We start from the raw sequence: 16,567 nt of genomic DNA, 5'->3' as shown, positions 1-16,567 counted from the left end.
ATGCGGATTGTCGCTGCTGCCATCGGCATGGCGATTGCCCTGATCGGTGCCGCTGGCGTAGCGGGCGCCGAGGCTGCGGCATCCCCTGTCACGATTCAGGAGCCGGAAGGAGAGCGCCTCGTCGAGCGCCTTCGCCGCGGAGGTCTCGTGCTGTTCTTCAGACATGCCGACACGACGGGGATGCCATGCGACCGCTCGTACAGGATCGGAGAGCGTTCGGGACAGCGCAATCTCTCGCCTGAGGGGCGTGAACAATCGCGCCGGATCGGTGAAATCCTGTCGGCTTTGGGTATTCCGATCGCCGAGCCAGTTCTTGCCGGTCCGGTTTTCCGGGCGCGCGACACGGCGGAAATCGCCTTCGGGCCGGAGCGTGTCCGCGTCACCGACAGTCTCCTCGCCGACGATTATTCCGGCAATCGACTGCAGTGGGTTCTCGCCGAGCACCGGCGGCTTTTTTCAGATCCTGTCCCAAGCGGCGTGAACCGTGTGCTGGTGGGCCATCGAACGCCGGCGATCATGGTGCTGGGTCCGGGCGTCGGCGGGACGGCACTGCCGGAAGGGGCGGCGGTCGTCATCGATCCGGAGCGTGGAGATCCCAGGGTCCTCGGCATTCTGGCACTGGCCCCGCTTCCGGATCGTGGCTTTCACAGCTGCTGAAACATTCGCCGAAGGCGTTCCATAGCGCGCGCGATTTCATCGGGCCTGCCTCTTGTAGAACGTGAACCTGCCCCCCATATCCCACTTACCCCAGCGGACATGATGAGGACTTCGAAGCGGCAGGCGTCACTGCCCTGCTTCGCTGTGATCGTGGTCAGGACGGATGAACTCCGGCTCGATCTGTTCCTGCGCTTGCCTGACGATGCGAGCGCCCGTCCACTGGTACCGTTCAGCCCAGGCCCGTAGCTGGCGAGGAGTGGGACGCGAAGGCGTCTCGTCCTTCGCCCCGGAGCCTGGGCTTTTTCATCTTGGATGGCGTCAGTTTTCCGCCGGCGGATCTATCTCGCACGGATTCAGGATGCGCATCTCGATGCGACCGGGCAGATGCATGACTACCGAACAGGTGCGGACATCGAGAGCGCATGTCGAGCAGGGGCGATGTTGCGGAACCGAGCTGAACCCCGCTCGTTACACCGGCTCAATCGGACATCTCCCATGAAAAAGCCGAGTGCCGGATCAGATACTCCCAACCCCCAGCAGGATACCGTGCCTGTTCTCGAAGAAAGCGTTCTTTCGGAGCGCAGGCCCGTTTCCGAGGAGGTTATTCCTCTGGCGGAGGAGATCGCGCGCGTCGAGAAGCGGGAAAAGGTTTCCGGAAAGGTGAGGGTGCGGACTCTGGTCGATACGGTCGAGGAGTTTGCCCGTGCAGCCTTGAAAACGGATGTCGTCGAGGTCAGCCGTGTTCCCAAGGATCAGGTCGTTGATGCACCCCCGTCAATCCGCACGGAAGACGATGTCGTGATCGTGCCGGTGTTCGAGGAGGTTCTTGTTGTCGAGAAGCGCTTGGTTCTGAAGGAAGAGCTGCATATCCGGCGTAGTGTGACGACGGAAAACGTCGAAGTGCCGGTAAGCCTCAGAAAACAGCGTGCGGTCGTCGAGCGTGTCGATCCCGATGATGAGAGCGACAAGTAGCATACGCTTACACCAGGAAAACGCGACGTCATGTGGAAGCCCGGCCGATCGGCCGGGCTCATTCTGCTACTGAAGTTAGCGCTTGCGCTCGGGGGATCCCGACGTGCCGGTCAACCGCCCGTCACGATCATCCTCGACATCGACTTCCGTGCTGCGGACGGTATCCGAGATGGTTTCGGTGCGTTGCTCCACATCCTTCCGAACGACGAGCTCCTCCTTCACACGAGCTTCCTTCGAGACGACAGCCTCTTCGTCGTGCTCTTCGACCTCGATAGTGCGCTCCTGGAAGGGATCGCCGCTGACCGATCCGGTCCGAGCGCCTCCGGAAACCGGACGGCGTTCGACCTCGAGAGTCTCATCGCGCAGGGTAACCTGTTCCTGAACAGGCCTCTCGACGACGTGGGAGTGAATGCGCACGCGGCCGTGACTTACCTCGCGCTTGCCGACGTGGAGCTCTTCCTCAGCGATCGGGATCACCTCATCGCGACCGCTCATCCCGGTCATGCCGCCGGTTCCGCCGGTGCTACGGCTCCGGTCCTCCGTGGAACCCTGGCCAAGGCTCGCGATCGATCCCGTCATTCCCTGCCATCCCTCCGAGCGCCAGCTGTTCTGCTGCTCATCGAGATCCAGAGCGCCGTCGCCGTCCAGGATGCTGATCACCCGGTCGACTTCATCGTCCTCGCACCGTACGGCAATAAGGCTACGACCCCGGCGGACGCCCTCGGCATAGGCATGAGCATCGGAGCGCGGCACGCCGGCACCTTCGAGTGCGTCGGACACATTGTCGGAGGCGTCCGAGTAAACGGTGACGTCGCTGCGCGACAGGCCAGCCTGTTCGAGGCGGCTTACGATAGCCGACGCGGCACTGCGATCATGAAAGAGCGAGGTGACGGTTTTGGTCATTGAAATAATCTCCTGAATCGGCATGACATCAAACCGGTCATGACATCTGGATGAGCTGGAATGCTCGGCAGCAGAAGCTACCTAGAGCATATATGAAACGGCCGGATCGAACGCTCGGCCGAAGAAGCATGCGGCTCAACCTACTGGTCCTATAATGAGTTGTACTGCTGGGGGTTCCAGGCGTCAGAAGGCACTGGAGAGGACGATGACGACCCTTCGTGCGCTAGCTAGGCAGCTTTGAGTCGTAGCGGGATTCCGTAGGCGAACATGAACGATGGAGCTTTCAGTGACTGGACCTCACCTGATTTATGTCGCTGACCCGATGTGCTCATGGTGCTGGGGATTCTCCCCCGTCATCAGTCAGATCACGCAGCAGTTCGGCAGCAGCCTTCCCATTCGGCTCATCATGGGCGGACTGCGGCCGGGTACGACCGAGCCACTCGACGAGAAGGGCAAGCGTACGATCCGCGAGCACTGGGACCACGTGCACAGCGCTTCCGGGCAACCGTTCGACATGGCATTCTTCGACCGTCAGGGGTTCGTCTACGACACCGAGCCGGCCTCTACGGCCGTGGTTGTCGTCCGCCGAAGCGGAATGGACGGAGCGCTGGCTTACCTGGAGAGAGTTCACCGCGCCTTCTATGCCGAGAATCGTGACGTCACCTCCATTGAGGTGCTCACCGAACTGGCGGAGCAGGCAGGAGCCGACCGAGAGGAGTTCTCCGATGCACTCCGGAGCTCGGAGGCGCAGCAGGAGGTCTGGAGCGATTTCACTATTTCGCGATAGGCTGGCATCACGGGGTTTCCGACGCTGCTGGCCGGTCCAGGAGGGAACGCTCCGTACGGTATTGTTACGCAAGGCTTTCAGCCACCGGAGCGAATCCTGCCAGTGCTCGCGCAATGGCTTGACAGGATGGAAAGCCCGCAGCCGAGCAGACCGGAGGAATGAGAACCGCCCCCTTAAGCAGCACCAACCGATCCTGTGGGCGGCGGAGCGGCGACGGCGCCAAAAGGGGTGCCGTTCATTTAGCTTTCTTGGCCGAACGCCGCGGACTGACCTCAAGAGGTGCCGAGACGAGCGTCTTACCCGTGCGCGGAATGGAGAGACTGAGGTAAACCGAGCCTTTCTCCGCCCATTCCGGGAGACGGAACGTCGTGCGCAACTCACCTCTCCCATTCACACGGGCGCCCCGTAGAATAAGGTGATGCTTCGGCGAGCGGCTCTTGCCTCCCTTGATCCAGACGCGCATCCGGGGCGGCAGATCGGAGACCTCGATGGCGACCCGGTGCCCACGATCCGTCTCGGTCAGGCTCGCGACGATGCCGTCGCCCGTCTTGCTGGCCGTCTTGGTCGTCGCCTCGTCGTCCCCTGAATTGGGAAGAGCGAGCGTCGTCCCGACCTCGACGAGATTGGGGTTCCTGATGCTCGGGTTTTCCCGAAGCAGATCGGAAACGGTTGTGCCACAGCGCCTGGCGAGCGACGACAGGGTGTCGCCGGGGGCAACCTTCACGGATTGCCCGCATTCCTCGCTCCGTTGGCTTGCCGCTTCGGCCGAGGGTGCTGCTGCCATCAGATTCAGCACAAGCAAGCCATACGCGCCAACCCGTATGGTGGAGGCGAGAGCACGCCGGCAGGATTCCCTTAAGCTGAACTCTGATACGCTCATATCTTGGCAACGAGAGGAGTTCGCCGCGGTTCCGGAGCCTCACCGCCCATGGAAGGGCTCATGCAGCGGATTGCCGCTTTGCCGGCAGCGCTGCAGCCGACACCCACAAATCCTCTGACAATGGAGAATGCCGGTTGATGAAGTACCTTTATTGCACGGCTATGATCTGCCTGTGTTCGCCCGTCAGCCTTGCTGCCGATGTCACGATCGCCCTTCCTGGCTCGTCGCCTGTCGAAAGAAACTATGTTTCGTACAAATGCCAGGGAGGTCTGCAGCTAAAGGTTGAATACATCAACGCGGGCCCGAACTCCCTTGCAGTGGTGCCTGTCTCAGGTAGCGTTCTGGTCTTCGCCAATGTCATGTCCGGGTCTGGAGCGCGCTATGCGGCAGGACCTTACATCTGGTGGACGAAAGGCACGGGGGCGGAACTTTACGATCAGCGCCAAGGCGGTGGATCCAAGCCGATCGCATGCACGGAAGTCGGGAGCCCTTGAAGGTTGCAGTGCCGGCGGAACTCGCGCTCCGCACGGGCGGAGCCATGTCATCCGGCGCCTGGGTTCCCTCCTGAGATGCGAACAGGTCTACAATAGGTCTGTCGCCATGTTCTTCATTTTCCCAGCATCTGCAACGCTTAGCGGATGAATTTGCCGATATTCGGTTGATTAATACGTGCCGCCGTCACCCAAATTTCCCCAGTTGTACCTGTATATTCTCCGAAGGTGGGGCTTCTGCTCCAACTTCCGGTGAACTATTCTGACTGAATGAAACTGCGTCGCCCGATCGTTTCGGAACTAGCGGGAAAGAGAGACCATCGGGCTAATCGGCTCCTTGCCGCTTTGGAGCCGGAAGATCTGGCCTATTTGGCTCCGCACTTGGAAATCGTGGCCCTGCCGAAGGGGACGATTCTCTACCAGGCGGGCGAAACCCTGCGCTATGCCTACTTCCCACATGACACGATCGTATCGCTCGTCGCCGATATGAGTAACGGCAGTTCAGCCGAAATGGCGGTTTTCGGCTGCGAGTCCATGGTCGGTCTCATCAGCGCCTTCGTTACCCGACAGTCGATCGGGCGGTATGTCGTGCAATTTCCCGGCGTGGCATCGCGCATCTGTCTGGATCGGATGCATGAGGCGATCAATGTCCGCCCCAGCATCCGGCAGCTGATCCTCCGCTTCACGGAGGCCCTCCTTTCCCGGATTCTTCAGAACGTTGCCTGTAATGCCGTTCATAGCGTCGAGGCTCGATGCTGTCGCTGGATTCTCAGCACTCACGACCGCCTCAACCAGGATACGCTGCCCCTTACCCATGAGTTTCTAGCCGAGATGTTGGGCGTACAGCGCTCGACCGTCAGCATTATCACGCGAGCGCTTCAGGCGGAGGGGCTGATCCAGCAGGGCCGCGGGTTTATCGCGGTGACGGACCGGTCGGGACTCGAGAGGGCCAGTTGCGAATGCTACGGAAAGGTCCGCCGGAATTTCGAGGGTCTCCTGCCGCACACCTATACCAAGACATAGCGCTTCCGCGCTCCCCTTTCCTGGTAATGCTTAAGCTTCACGGGAATGTTATCTCACTAACCCTTAAGGGGAGAGGAGCCGCCGGCTCTCTGTCGGTTTCCCGACAGACGGAGTACGTCGCTCTCGCTATCCTGAGCTTCTTTTAAAGCCAGGAGGAGGGACATGGCCAACTTGCAAAAGTGGACCTTACGCGAGACTACGCACAAATCTCCTGACCCGAGTGGCTGCACCTTGTCGGCGCGAGAGGCCGACATTCTGCGCTCCGTGATGGAGGGAGCGTCGCGTGGAACGATCGCTTCGGAGCTCGGTGTTTCCGAGCGCACCGTGAGAGATCACGTAAAGTCGATCCTGAAGAAAGTTCAGGTCATGCATTCAGATGCGGTGGTTTCAGAGGAGAAGGTCGTCAGCGCCTGATAGATTCGGCACGACTCCGCCAGGTCACGCAGAGCCAAGGAGGGGACTGGCTATTGGTGCAAAGAGGGGCTGCCAGACATGCCTCTCAGAAGAAAAAAGGCCGCTGTTGCCAGCGGCCCGAAGTCTAGGGAGGAAACGCCCAAAAGGGCAGCGATACGACGACGCCGTCGCCATATCGCACTGAGATAATTAAGGCTTGCGGCTTTCTCGAGCAAGCAGAAAAGGGCAGCATTGCTGCCCTTTTACGTCTGTACAGGCATGCGTTCCATGCATGGTTTGCAGTCGGACCTGCCCCGATGGAGCGTCCTCTCCGGCGGGCTCATGGATCTGTCGGCGTGAGTTCCAGGACGTTGTAGATGGGAATGGCTCGGCTGAGACCCTTCAGGGCCACGTCGCCGAGAGGGCGCAGAACTGCTGTTCCGTCCAATTGCGAGGCAACTCGTTGCGTGACGAGAATCTGGTTGTCTCGCGCTTCTGAGCAGAGGCGCGCCGCCACATTGGTAACGGTGCCGATGGCCGCATAGTCGAAACGCCCTTCGAACCCGATTCGGCCAAGGGTTGCGTACCCTTGCGCAATGCCGATCCCAAACCCGATCGAGTACCCACGAAGCTGCCAGCTCTGTGCCAGCGCGGTGGTGCGATCCCGCATTGCGATGGCAAGCCGGACGGCTCGTGCCGCCGGATCCGGGCAAGGAATAGGATCGTTGAAGAAGACCATCATTCCATCCCCGGCGAATCGCTCGAGAGTGCCCTCGGCCTGGTACACGAGCGGGCCCAGAGTTGCGTGATAGGCATTCAGAAGGTCCATGACCTCCTCAGGCTCCGCGAGCTCCGAGAAGCTGGTGAACCCGCGCAAATCGCAGAAGAGAACGACAATCTCGCGACGATGATGTTCCAGAATTCCAGCCTGGACTCCTTCGGAGACGATCATGTCGGCGACTTGTGGCGGCAGAAACCGCCTCAACTCCCGCATTCTCTCCAGTTCCCGCACCTGTCGCTGGATCCGCTCCTCCAGGGTTCTGTTCAGCGCGGCCAGTTCAGCGGCTTGGCGTTGAACAGTGTCGTAGAGTGTCTTGATCCGCAGGAGAGAGCGCACTCTCGCCACGAGCGTCGTGGGTTCGAAGGGCTTGGTGAGATAGTCGTCGCCACCGGCATCCAAACCCGCCACGACATCCTCGACGCTGGACTTGGCCGTCAAAAGGACGATCGGGATCGCCCGCAGGGCTTCGTTTCCCTTGAGGCGGCGGGTCACCTCGATGCCGTCGATCCCAGGCATCATCACGTCGAGCAGGATCAGGTCGGGAAGAATCCGGGATGTCTTTTCAAGAGCCTCGTGACCATTGCGGGCCGTCTCGACCACGTATCCTTGAGCCTCAAGCCGTACCGTAACGATCTCAAGGTTCTCTTCGACGTCATCGACGACAAGGATGAGAGGGCGCTCACGCATGCAGGCTTCCCGGTTCAGTCCAGGAGTTCGCGAACCGTCGCGAGCAACTGGCGAGGGCTGAAGGGCTTCGCAACATACCCGTCGCAGCCAGCCGCTCGCGCTTTCTCCCGGTCACCCGACAGGGCATAGGATGTGACGGCTATGATAGGAATGGGGTGAAGCGCGGTATCGGCTTTGATCTGGCGGATCGCCTCGTACCCATTGAGAATGGGGAGCTGAATATCCATCAGTATGAGGTCGGGCCGGAATTCCGCCGCTGCTGCGACAGCCGAACGCCCGTCATGCGCCTCCACCAGGTCAAAACCCGCGTTGGTGAGAAGATCGCGCAGGATTTGCCGGTTGTCTTCGGTGTCCTCTACGATCAGGATCCTCTTTCGCTTCATGCGGCCTCCGTCACATGGCTCTGGCCGAGAGGAAGATCGATCACGAAGGTCGACCCACATCCGAGAGCGGAACGAAGGTCGATTGTTCCACCATGTTTCTCTACGATGCGTTTGGAGATGGCAAGCCCGAGGCCGGTTCCACCCTGCCCGTGAGTGGCTGGATTGGAGCCTTGCTGGAAAGCCTCGAATATTCGCCTTTGGTCCTCCGGCGAGATCCCGATTCCCGTGTCCTCGATAACGATCCTCAGCCGTCCATCCTCGACCCTGACGACGATGTCGATTGATCCTGCCTCGGTGAACTTGACGGCATTTCCGGCAAGGTTGACCAGCACCTGCGTAAGGCGCCGTTCGTCACCGCACCCGGCGGGCAGTCCTTCGGGAACCGATGTGCGAAGGGTCAGGCCCTTGGCCCGGGCGAGTGGTTCTATCGTCGAGACGGCAGCCTGCACCAGATTCTGGATTGAGTAGGATTCGGCCGCAATCGACAATTCTCCCGCCTCGATCTTCGAGAGATCGAGAACATCGTTGATCAGGGAAAGCAGGTGACGGCCATTCGCCTGTACGCGGCCAAGAACATTCTGCGCTCTGTCGGGCATGGAGCCGTAGAGGCCGTCGATCAGTAGTTCCGTGTATCCCAGAACCGCATTGAGGGGGGTTCTCAGTTCGTGACTCACGTTGGCCAGGAAGCGGGATTTTGCCTGACTGGCCTCTTCGGCGTGCTGCTTGGCTTGACGCAGCGCCTCGTCGCGGGCATGGCGCTCCGCAATATCCCGTACCACGCATATCAGGCCGCCGCCCTGGATCCGCGTCAGTGAGATGTCTTGGGGGAAAGTGCTCCCGTCCCGCCTCAGCCCTACAGCCTCACCGCTCCAGCGACCGTGCTGGAACACCGTCGGCATGGCGTCCTGCTCGATCCGGGCGCGCTCCTCGTCAGTGTAGAGTTTTCGCCAGCTTTTGCCTACCAGTTCGGAGGGATGCTCGTAGCCGAAGATCCGGAGATGGGCTGCATTCAGGTATTCATAGGTCTCGTCGGGGGCGAGAATGGCCATACCATCCATCGCCGCCTCCATGGCGGCGAGATGACGGCGGAGAACCTCTTCGATTCGCTTCAGCTCGGTAATATCGAAGTAGGTGAGCATACGCCCTCCGTCGGGGAGCGCGGTGCATTGATACTGGATGATCCTACCGCTTCTGAGGCGCATCTCGGTTGGCGTGACATGGCCTCTTCTGATCTCGGCGATACGGCGCTCCTTGTAGGCCTCCCACTCATCATCCTGAATGTCGTAGATTTGGGAAACGCGGCTCTGCTCCATGTCCTCTTCGAGATTTCGCAGACAGTCATAGAACTCTGCCGGCATCTGCCACAATTCGCGATACGCTCTGTTGGCTAGGCGGATCCGAAGGTCGGGATCAAGGAAGAGGACGCCGTACTGAATGGTTTCCAGGACGGCATTGAGGTCGCGTAGTGCGGCTTCGGTTTCCTTCTTTGCGAGTTTCAGTTGCTCCTCGCGCTTCTTGAGTTCCGATATGTCGTTGAAGGAGGCTAGGAGCGCCGGCTGTGCCTCGTAGTCGGCGATGGCGGCGTTGATGAGAGCCCAGTGCTTCGTCCCGTCAGGGCGCCGCATGACGATCTCCATGTCGCTGATGCGACCGTCGCGCGCCAGGATTTCGAATATGCGGGTCCGATCCGCCGGGTTGGCATAGTAGTCGAGTCCGGACGTTCCCTTCATTTCCTCGGGCGAGAGGCCGGTGACTTCCGCCGTGCGGGCATTCGCGTACAGGATCCGTCCGTCTGATAACCGGGTCACTGCAAGTGGGAACGGGGCGAGTTCCAGGAGGCGCCGCTGGCGCTGCTCGGCTGCCGCAATGGCATCGAGAGCTCGTTTCTGCTCCGTGATATCGACATAGGTGAGCATCCGCCCGCCATCGGGGAGGGAGACGCAGTTATAGCGGAGCACCCGCCCGCCGGGAATCCGGATTTCGACAGGTGCCTCGTCGCAGCCGCGAATGCGCTCGACGATATGAGCCATGCTCGTTTCGGCGGTAGATGGATCCACCTCCATGATACGGCAATGGTGGGCGACGAGATCGTGGATCGGTGTTCCATTGGCGATCAACCGATCGGGCGTATTCCACATCTGCTTGTAGGCGCGGTTTCCAAGTCGGATCCTCAAGTCGGGGCTCAGGAAGAGGATTCCGTAATCGATGGTGTCGAGGAGGGCGTTGAGCTCCCGGTGATGAGCCAGCTCGCGCTCGGCCCGTTCGCGCTTGGTCAGTTCATGCGCCAACTTTTCGTTGAGCTTGGAGAGGCTCGCACTTCGCTCGTTCAGCGCGGATTCGCGGGCGTCGATCTGCCGTGCCATCGCCGTAAAGGCTTCTGCCAGTTCCCCGATCTCATCGTTGCGGCGGAAATCGAGCGACGTGTTGAAGCGCCCCTCGGCGACCGATCCGGTGGCTCGCACGAGTTGGCGTAAGGGGATGGCGATCTGCGTCCTCAGGGTCGAGCTCAGAATGAAGAGCTCGAACAGGAGGGCCAAAGCTCCCATGATGAGAATAAGGCGTGCGGTATCCCAGGCGCTCTCGGCGGCAAGGGAAAGAGGGAAGACCGTTGCCAGCGTCCATTCCGGGCCGCCAAGCTTCGTGACCGCAACGACCTCATTGTGCTTTCGGTTGCGCACGACCGTCTGACCGGGATCGCGCTCGCGCACGAGTTCGTGGATCTGCTTGAGATGAGCGTCGTTCGTCTCAGCGACGGGAAGGGAGCCGCTCTTGGCCTGAATGGCATCCATGTATCGGGGATGAGCGATGATCCGTCCCTCATCGGAGAACAGAACGTTGTATGTCCCGCCCGTATCAGCGCTGGCTGCTCGTCCGATCAGGTCGTGCATGAGGATGTCCTGGCCGATCTGGATGAGGGACCGGTCCTCGACAATGGTGGGGCGGGTGACCGAGACCAGCCAATCGTTGATGCCGTAGTCGAAATAGAGCTCGGACCAGCGCTCCCTGCCGGACACGAGTGCGGATCCGGCATTGGCGCCAGCGACGACGACAGCGTCCTTCCTGTCCGAGAGCAGGCTCAGCTTGCCTGAGATTTCCCAATCTCCTGCTCGCAGGGCCCAGGGCTGCCCCGGCCAATACATGATGACGGCGCCTTCCGGGGCGATGGCATAGAGGTTGGCAAATTGACTCTGCCAAGCCGGGCCGAACTGGGTGATCAGGTCGAAGGCGGCGATAAGGCGGCGCTTCAGGTCCCGATCTGCGACCACATGCTTGCCGATGAAGCCTGTTACTCCGTATGTGCGAAAAACGTCCTCGCTGAGCCGTGTGGTTCCATCGGGGTGCTGCTGGAAGAGGGCTGAGAAGCGCTGTTCGGCTCCCTGAGGGTCCAGTTGGCTGATTTCGCGTTTGTACGCGTCCGCAAAGGTGCGGATGTTGCTGCTTGCAAGATCGAAGATCGCACTCTCGCGCACTCGCCTTTGCTCGACGTAGCGCTCGAGGTTTTCCGTTGCCTGCTGCTCAAAGCCGGAGCGGACATGCCAATAGCTCAGGATCGTAGCGATCGCGACAACGATGCTGATGCGTACGGTGATCTTGCGGAGCGTCTCGCGCGTGACCGAATGTTTCGGTTCCGTCGGTGATGCCAGATGCTCATCGGTCGTGGTCATGGCACGGCTCGCGCAAGGGGAGGGGACGCCTTGATCCCCAACTGCTTGGCGATCCGCGCATTGAAGAAGAGTTCCCCCTCTCGATTGTAGGACAGCGGTATGTCGCTGGGCTTGGTTCCCTCCAGAATGTGGAGGCTTGCCTGAGCGACCCAGCGGCCCTGCTCTTCCGGGCTTTTGACGACGCCGAGGAGACTGACCTCCGTCAGCCATTCGAAATCGGTGCCGCTCGGGATTTCGCTGTGCTCTTCGGCCAAGCGACGGGCATCAGCCGGATCCCAGTCGGCGATGGCTCCGACGCCGAGGATCATGAGCATGTCGACTTCCTGCTGGGCGCGCAGGAAGGCCGCCTTCCAGTCCGCATACGAGTTGACGAAATAGGTCTTCTCGTACCTGATCCCGAAGAGGCGCTCGTGATAGGCAAGTTCCTTGCGCTTGACGTCCGTGTCTTCCGAGAGGAAGCCGAGCCTTGGCCCGCGAGCATTCTGGCTCATGAGCCGGAGAATCTGCGGTACTGGCGAAACCTCGACCATTCCTGTGGTGTTGCGGTAGGGCAAGCCGTAGATCGAGGCGTCCCAATTGAGACCGCAGAACACGACCGGAACCGAGAAATTGCGCAGGTAGGGCTGAACCAGGTGATGAGCGGCAGGATCGTCGCTGACGGTAATGACGTCGGGTTTGAACTCCTCGATCACCTGCCTGGCATTGTGAACGGAAGCGCTGATTTCTTCGTCTGCAGGACTTCGCTTGGTATCCAGATGGAAGACCCGCAGCTCGATGTCCCTGTCCTTCAGACCGTCGCGGAGCGCTGCCACGATGCGGTCGTTCCATTCATTTCCAGCATGATAGGAGTCGACATGAAGCACCTTTCGCTGGGCCTGCACCGGCTGACTGTGGATCAGGAGCGCCGCAATGCCGAGCAAGATCAGGTAAAGGATATATGGAATGCGTGGCATACACACCTCCCCATGCGAGGCATGGCCCGATGCCGCCGGCTTGCAACCGAACCGCGGCGGCGGGAAGGGCCCTCCAAGGATGAAGTGCGGTCGAAACGCTGAGGCATGGTGCGAACCGTCCGTGCGAACGTTCGGCTGCCTTAGCGGGAGGGTTGTTTCTCGGGCAGATCGCCTTGGACTTATGCCTCACTGCTGAGCTTTGCTTCACGCACCATAGTATGCGCTCATCCACGCGCGCTCAACTCTTTAGCATGTCGCAAGCCCCTTAAGTGGTACGAACAGGATGATCTTCCTGAATATTGAATTCGGTTTCCGAAACCTTCTCCATGGCAGCGGATCGCTGGTCCGGCTACCGCTCGGTCTTGATCATCGCAAAGGTAACGACGAGCCTCTCGACGACAGGGTTCCTCAGGCCAGCTCAGCGGATGGTGCCGCATCAAGTGGGGCGCACGCTTCACAGATGGCTTGAATGTGCGTGTGGTCGGTTCCGCAGCAGCCGCCGATGACGCACAGATGCTTCATCCTCTGCCGGAGGGCTCTATAGTGGCCTCCCAGAGCGGCAGGATCTCCAGGATCCAGCTCCGTGGCGGCGTCGAGTTCCGCGTGGCTTAATTCTGAGGCATTGGCCCGCAGACCGCGGATCCGCCCGATCCATGCTCCCGACGCATCGATAACGCTTTCGAAGTGGCTCGGGTGAGCGCAGTTGATCATGTAGTAGGCGGGGCCGCTGCCTGTCGCGGCATCAACCTGTTCGATGGCGCTTTCGAGCGTGTCGCCGGAGGGAAGCCGTCCATCGGTTTCCACGGTGAACGAGATTACAACCGGCAAGCCATTGGCCTGTGCGCTTCGCACGATGCCGATGGCCTCCTCGGGATATGTAAGTGTCATGGCGGTTACCATATCTGCCTCCGTATCCCGGAAGACTTTAATTTGTGCAGAGTGATACCGTTGGGCCTCTTCAGGACGCATTTTGGCGCCGACCTTATAGCCGTCGCCGCGCGGCCCCAGGATGCCGTTGATAACGATTGGGGTGCTGGGCGTCGCGTACCTGTCCCGCACATGGCAGGCGAATGCCACCGAACGCCGCTGAATATCTGCAAGATCGTCGGCCGAGTAGCCGATTTCGGCGCCCCAGTCCGCATTCGCCCGCCACGTGACCGTATCGAGAATGAAGCCGATGCCCTGCCGTCGAGCAATCGCCAAATATGGCCTGAAATAGTCATGAAGGATCTCCTTTCCGCGCTCGCTCATGATGAGGGGAAAGGCGGCAAAGCAGGGTAGGTCCAGACCTTGATGAAACACCAATGTGGTCTCGAGCCCGCCATCCGTGAGGAAATCGCCACGGGACAATTGCGGCAGCTTGGGTCGATGGAAAGCCATGACTGCTCCTCCTTTGCAGGGCATGGCGCAAGATTGGAGTGCCGGCTTCCTGGGGTCTGTGAGGGGAATCACACTGTCCCGTCCGGCCGCGTCCCGTCCTCCGAAGGTGTCGACAGGCGCGACGGTTGCAGGACGCGGATGCGGTTGCGGCTCAGTTCCACCAGTCCTTGGCGCCGCCAGGTCTGGAGTTGCCGGTTCACGCTCTCGCGGGTCGCTCCTATGAAGATGGCAAGCTCCTCCTGGCTGACGTGCAAGTCACAGCCATAGTCTTCGCTGAGAGCCACCAGCCGGTGAGCCAAGCGGATCGGCAGTGGCAACAGAGCTCTCTCTTCCATCTGCCCGCTCATCCAACGGATGCGTTCGCACAGAAACTCGATGATACGAACCGCCACGTCAGGCTTGGTGGCAAGAAGATCGAGAAAGTCCCGGCGGCGAACCACATAGAGTTCGGTCGGCTCCGTTGCTACGGCGTCTGCCGTCCGCGGCCTTCCATCGAGAAGAGCGACCTCGCCGAAAACATCACCGGGGCCGAGCAGGTTGAGAGTGAGGCGCCGCCCGGAGGCAAGCCCGGTGCCGATACGGATCTGTCCGCGGCGCACGGCATAAAGAGCATCGCCCGCATCTCCCTTGAAAAAGAGCACTTCTTCCCGATCGAGGTGCCGCGTCAGGCAAAGCAGGGCTATTGCTTGGATCGCCTCGGAACCAAGGCTGGCAAAGAACGGATTCGCGCCCAGCAGAGCAGTGAGGTTGCGCGGCTCAGCCATGGAATATGCCCTCCGCTTTGGGTGCCCGAGCTCGCGTGATCCTCGTCACAGACCGCGGGCGGCAAGTGCAGCAGTCTCGACGGTGACACGGGCCGACCACACTGACGGCCTTCGTCACACCAGGGCCGAGCCTGCGGCCGGCCCATTCTAGCAGCCAACATGATTGGAGGCACGCTATGACGTACTTCACCGGTCTACTGATCGGCCCGGAGCGATCCGCTTCCCGATGGAACGTGAGAATCTCCTCGGATTATCTCAACCTTCTAAGGAGCCCAATCGCGCTCGTTCGCGGCATCATTGCCCGGGAGCGAACCCGTCGCCAGCTGCTGGAGCTCGATACCCGCCTCCTTCGGGACATCGGCCTTGAGCCGTATGAGGTCTTCCACGGCTGGGCTGAATCCAAACATTCCAAGCGGTGAAACCGGGAGGAGCGGACCTTCGAATTGCACTCTCCCGAGCTGGGTCTTCAGGATCCGCATTCACGACAGAGGACAGTCATGAATCTTTATTCTCGCTATATCGGGCCGAAATTCGTCAGCTGTCTCTGCTCGATGAAGGACATCGAGGCTGAGCGGGAGCGGGTTGTTCCGCTGGCACAAGGGGTCGTTCTTGAAATCGGGATCGGTCCTGGGCTGAACCTTCCTTTCTACAATCCGGGGCAGGTCACGAACGTGATCGGTGTCGATCCGAGCAGAGCCTTTCTCAATCTGGGCGAAGTGCGCCACCGGGCGAGCCGTGTACCGCTCGAAATCATCCGTGCCCAGGCGGAGGCGCTCCCACTTGGGGATGCCTCCATCGATACGGCCGTGGTCACCTACACGCTCTGTTCGGTGCAGGATCCGGTCCAGGCCCTTCGAGAGGTCAGGCGTGTGCTGAAGCCGGAGGGCCGGGTCCTATTCCTCGAACATGGTCTGTCACCAGAGCCCGGCGTGGCGCGCTGGCAGTACCGGTTGAATCCTATCTGGCGCTCGCTCGCCGTGGGATGCAATCTGACGCGCCCGGTAGCGGCCCTGCTGAGGCAGGCCGGCTTCCGGTTCGAGAACGTCGAGGAGTATTACGTGAATGGCGCGCCTCGGCCAATCGGATTTCACTGCCGAGGTGTCGCCAAGGCCACCTGACAGGAGTGATCAGGCCATCCGGTCCAGACCTATGCGGTTGGCTTGCCTCCGCCGGCGGGGCAGTGCCGAGAAGACAATTGAAATAATGTATCTTTTTGTTGCGTCGTCACCCCTTGAAGCGACCTGGAGCCATTGGACGCAGGCAGGATTTTGCACCTAGTGCTTGCAAGGACTCAATGGAACGGTCATGGTTAATGAAAGCCTGCGTGATCCGCATCGAGGGTGCGCTGGGGCCAAGGGGGATGAGATGGGCGAGAGGCGCAAGTGCCGTGTCCTGATCGTGGAAGACGAGGCCATGATCTCGATGCTGATCGAGGACATGGTTCTGGATCTTGGATGCGACATCGTCGGTCCGGCCGCCCGGCTCGATCAGGCTCTCACGCTTGCGCTGCAGGCGGAAATCGACGTCGGATTGCTCGACATCAACGTTGATGGCTCCGTCGTCTTTCCGGTTGCGGACGTGCTGCGCTTTCGCGGGATCCCGTTCATTTTCTCGACGGGATACGACGCCCGCACTCTTCCGGAGCGTTTCAAGGGCACCCCGACTCTGACGAAGCCATTCCTTCACCAGAGCCTTGCCGAGATGCTGACGACCGCCCTGGGAGATGCCGTATCTCCCGAGCCGGCCTCGCTGGCCGGATAAGCTCCCGTTCGGGCGTAGAAAGTTCAGGCGTCTGGGCAGATGATCCCGAGGGGGCGATCTGCCCCGCCGGTGCGAGCAGTTGCATTG

General features: G+C 60.6%; 17 protein-coding genes. 9 read left to right on the top strand and 8 right to left on the bottom strand.

What is annotated here, in order from left to right; all coding sequences use genetic code 11:
- Both ACFOYU_RS23400 and ACFOYU_RS23395 read left to right on the top strand, forming a co-directional pair.
- Complete coding sequence (locus tag ACFOYU_RS23400; protein WP_377035424.1) at window positions 1–657, top strand: histidine phosphatase family protein; 657 nt, start codon at window positions 1–3, stop codon at window positions 655–657.
- Between the two features lie 495 nt (window positions 658–1,152).
- A complete protein-coding gene (locus ACFOYU_RS23395) occupies window positions 1,153–1,629 on the top strand; it encodes a YsnF/AvaK domain-containing protein (protein WP_377035423.1) in 477 nt (158 codons plus the stop codon).
- A gap of 75 nt (window positions 1,630–1,704) precedes the next feature.
- Here the strand turns inward: ACFOYU_RS23395 and ACFOYU_RS23390 are convergent, their stop codons facing one another.
- Window positions 1,705–2,556, bottom strand: a complete 852-nt coding sequence (locus ACFOYU_RS23390; protein WP_377035422.1) for a YsnF/AvaK domain-containing protein — start codon at window positions 2,554–2,556, stop codon at window positions 1,705–1,707.
- A gap of 262 nt (window positions 2,557–2,818) precedes the next feature.
- Between ACFOYU_RS23390 and ACFOYU_RS23385 the strand changes: the two genes are divergently transcribed.
- Entirely contained in the window at window positions 2,819–3,319 is a 501-nt protein-coding gene (locus ACFOYU_RS23385; RefSeq protein WP_377035421.1) for a DsbA family protein, read from the top strand.
- Window positions 3,320–3,554: 235 nt separating this feature from the next.
- Here the strand turns inward: ACFOYU_RS23385 and ACFOYU_RS23380 are convergent, their stop codons facing one another.
- Window positions 3,555–4,103 (bottom strand): LysM peptidoglycan-binding domain-containing protein, encoded by a 549-nt coding sequence (locus tag ACFOYU_RS23380; RefSeq protein ID WP_377035420.1) that lies wholly within the window; start codon window positions 4,101–4,103, stop codon window positions 3,555–3,557.
- Between the two features lie 233 nt (window positions 4,104–4,336).
- On the opposite strand from ACFOYU_RS23380, the gene ACFOYU_RS23375 reads away from it, so the two are divergent.
- From ACFOYU_RS23375 to ACFOYU_RS23365, 3 genes are all read left to right on the top strand, one after another.
- A complete protein-coding gene (locus ACFOYU_RS23375) occupies window positions 4,337–4,693 on the top strand; it encodes an MliC family protein (RefSeq protein WP_377035419.1) in 357 nt (118 codons plus the stop codon).
- Window positions 4,694–4,960: 267 nt separating this feature from the next.
- Window positions 4,961–5,713, top strand: a complete 753-nt coding sequence (locus ACFOYU_RS23370) for a Crp/Fnr family transcriptional regulator (RefSeq protein ID WP_377035418.1) — start codon at window positions 4,961–4,963, stop codon at window positions 5,711–5,713.
- 162 nt (window positions 5,714–5,875) lie between these two features.
- Window positions 5,876–6,127: a LuxR C-terminal-related transcriptional regulator gene (locus ACFOYU_RS23365; protein ID WP_377035417.1), complete on the top strand. Its 252-nt coding sequence runs from the start codon at window positions 5,876–5,878 to the stop codon at window positions 6,125–6,127.
- A 319-nt stretch (window positions 6,128–6,446) separates the two neighbouring features.
- Here the strand turns inward: ACFOYU_RS23365 and ACFOYU_RS23360 are convergent, their stop codons facing one another.
- The 6 genes from ACFOYU_RS23360 to ACFOYU_RS23335 all read right to left on the bottom strand — a co-directional run bounded on the left by ACFOYU_RS23360 (window position 6,447) and on the right by ACFOYU_RS23335 (window position 14,719).
- Window positions 6,447–7,574 carry an adenylate/guanylate cyclase domain-containing protein gene (locus tag ACFOYU_RS23360; protein ID WP_226740644.1) on the bottom strand — a complete coding sequence of 376 codons (1,128 nt, stop codon included), beginning with the start codon at window positions 7,572–7,574 and terminating at the stop codon, window positions 6,447–6,449.
- A gap of 14 nt (window positions 7,575–7,588) precedes the next feature.
- Window positions 7,589–7,957: a response regulator gene (locus tag ACFOYU_RS23355; RefSeq protein ID WP_226740646.1), complete on the bottom strand. Its 369-nt coding sequence runs from the start codon at window positions 7,955–7,957 to the stop codon at window positions 7,589–7,591.
- The gene (locus ACFOYU_RS23350; protein WP_377035416.1) at window positions 7,954–11,622 is read right to left on the bottom strand and encodes a PAS-domain containing protein; all 3,669 of its coding nucleotides are present in this window, start codon (window positions 11,620–11,622) and stop codon (window positions 7,954–7,956) included. The genes ACFOYU_RS23355 and ACFOYU_RS23350 overlap by 4 nt, the downstream gene beginning before the upstream one ends.
- On the bottom strand, window positions 11,619–12,575 hold the full coding sequence (locus ACFOYU_RS23345; RefSeq protein ID WP_377035415.1) for an ABC transporter substrate-binding protein: 957 nt from the start codon (window positions 12,573–12,575) through the stop codon (window positions 11,619–11,621). Before ACFOYU_RS23345 ends, ACFOYU_RS23350 begins: the two co-directional genes overlap by 4 nt.
- Window positions 12,576–12,983: 408 nt before the next feature.
- Window positions 12,984–13,955 (bottom strand): homocysteine S-methyltransferase family protein, encoded by a 972-nt coding sequence (locus tag ACFOYU_RS23340; protein WP_377035414.1) that lies wholly within the window; start codon window positions 13,953–13,955, stop codon window positions 12,984–12,986.
- 68 nt (window positions 13,956–14,023) lie between these two features.
- On the bottom strand, window positions 14,024–14,719 hold the full coding sequence (locus ACFOYU_RS23335; RefSeq protein WP_377035413.1) for a Crp/Fnr family transcriptional regulator: 696 nt from the start codon (window positions 14,717–14,719) through the stop codon (window positions 14,024–14,026).
- Between the two features lie 176 nt (window positions 14,720–14,895).
- On the opposite strand from ACFOYU_RS23335, the gene ACFOYU_RS23330 reads away from it, so the two are divergent.
- The 3 genes from ACFOYU_RS23330 (at window position 14,896) to ACFOYU_RS23320 (ending at window position 16,480) form a co-directional block, all read left to right on the top strand.
- Entirely contained in the window at window positions 14,896–15,138 is a 243-nt protein-coding gene (locus ACFOYU_RS23330) for a DUF1127 domain-containing protein (RefSeq protein ID WP_377035412.1), read from the top strand.
- Between the two features lie 78 nt (window positions 15,139–15,216).
- Window positions 15,217–15,837: a class I SAM-dependent methyltransferase gene (locus ACFOYU_RS23325; RefSeq protein WP_377035411.1), complete on the top strand. Its 621-nt coding sequence runs from the start codon at window positions 15,217–15,219 to the stop codon at window positions 15,835–15,837.
- 247 nt (window positions 15,838–16,084) lie between these two features.
- Window positions 16,085–16,480: a response regulator gene (locus tag ACFOYU_RS23320; protein ID WP_226740659.1), complete on the top strand. Its 396-nt coding sequence runs from the start codon at window positions 16,085–16,087 to the stop codon at window positions 16,478–16,480.
- The last annotated feature ends 87 nt before the right edge of the window (window positions 16,481–16,567 follow it).

The sequence above is a fragment of the Microvirga sp. GCM10011540 genome (assembly GCF_042650665.1).
GTDB lineage: Bacteria > Pseudomonadota > Alphaproteobacteria > Rhizobiales > Beijerinckiaceae > Microvirga > Microvirga lenta.
This window is presented reverse-complemented; position numbering and strand designations above follow the sequence as displayed.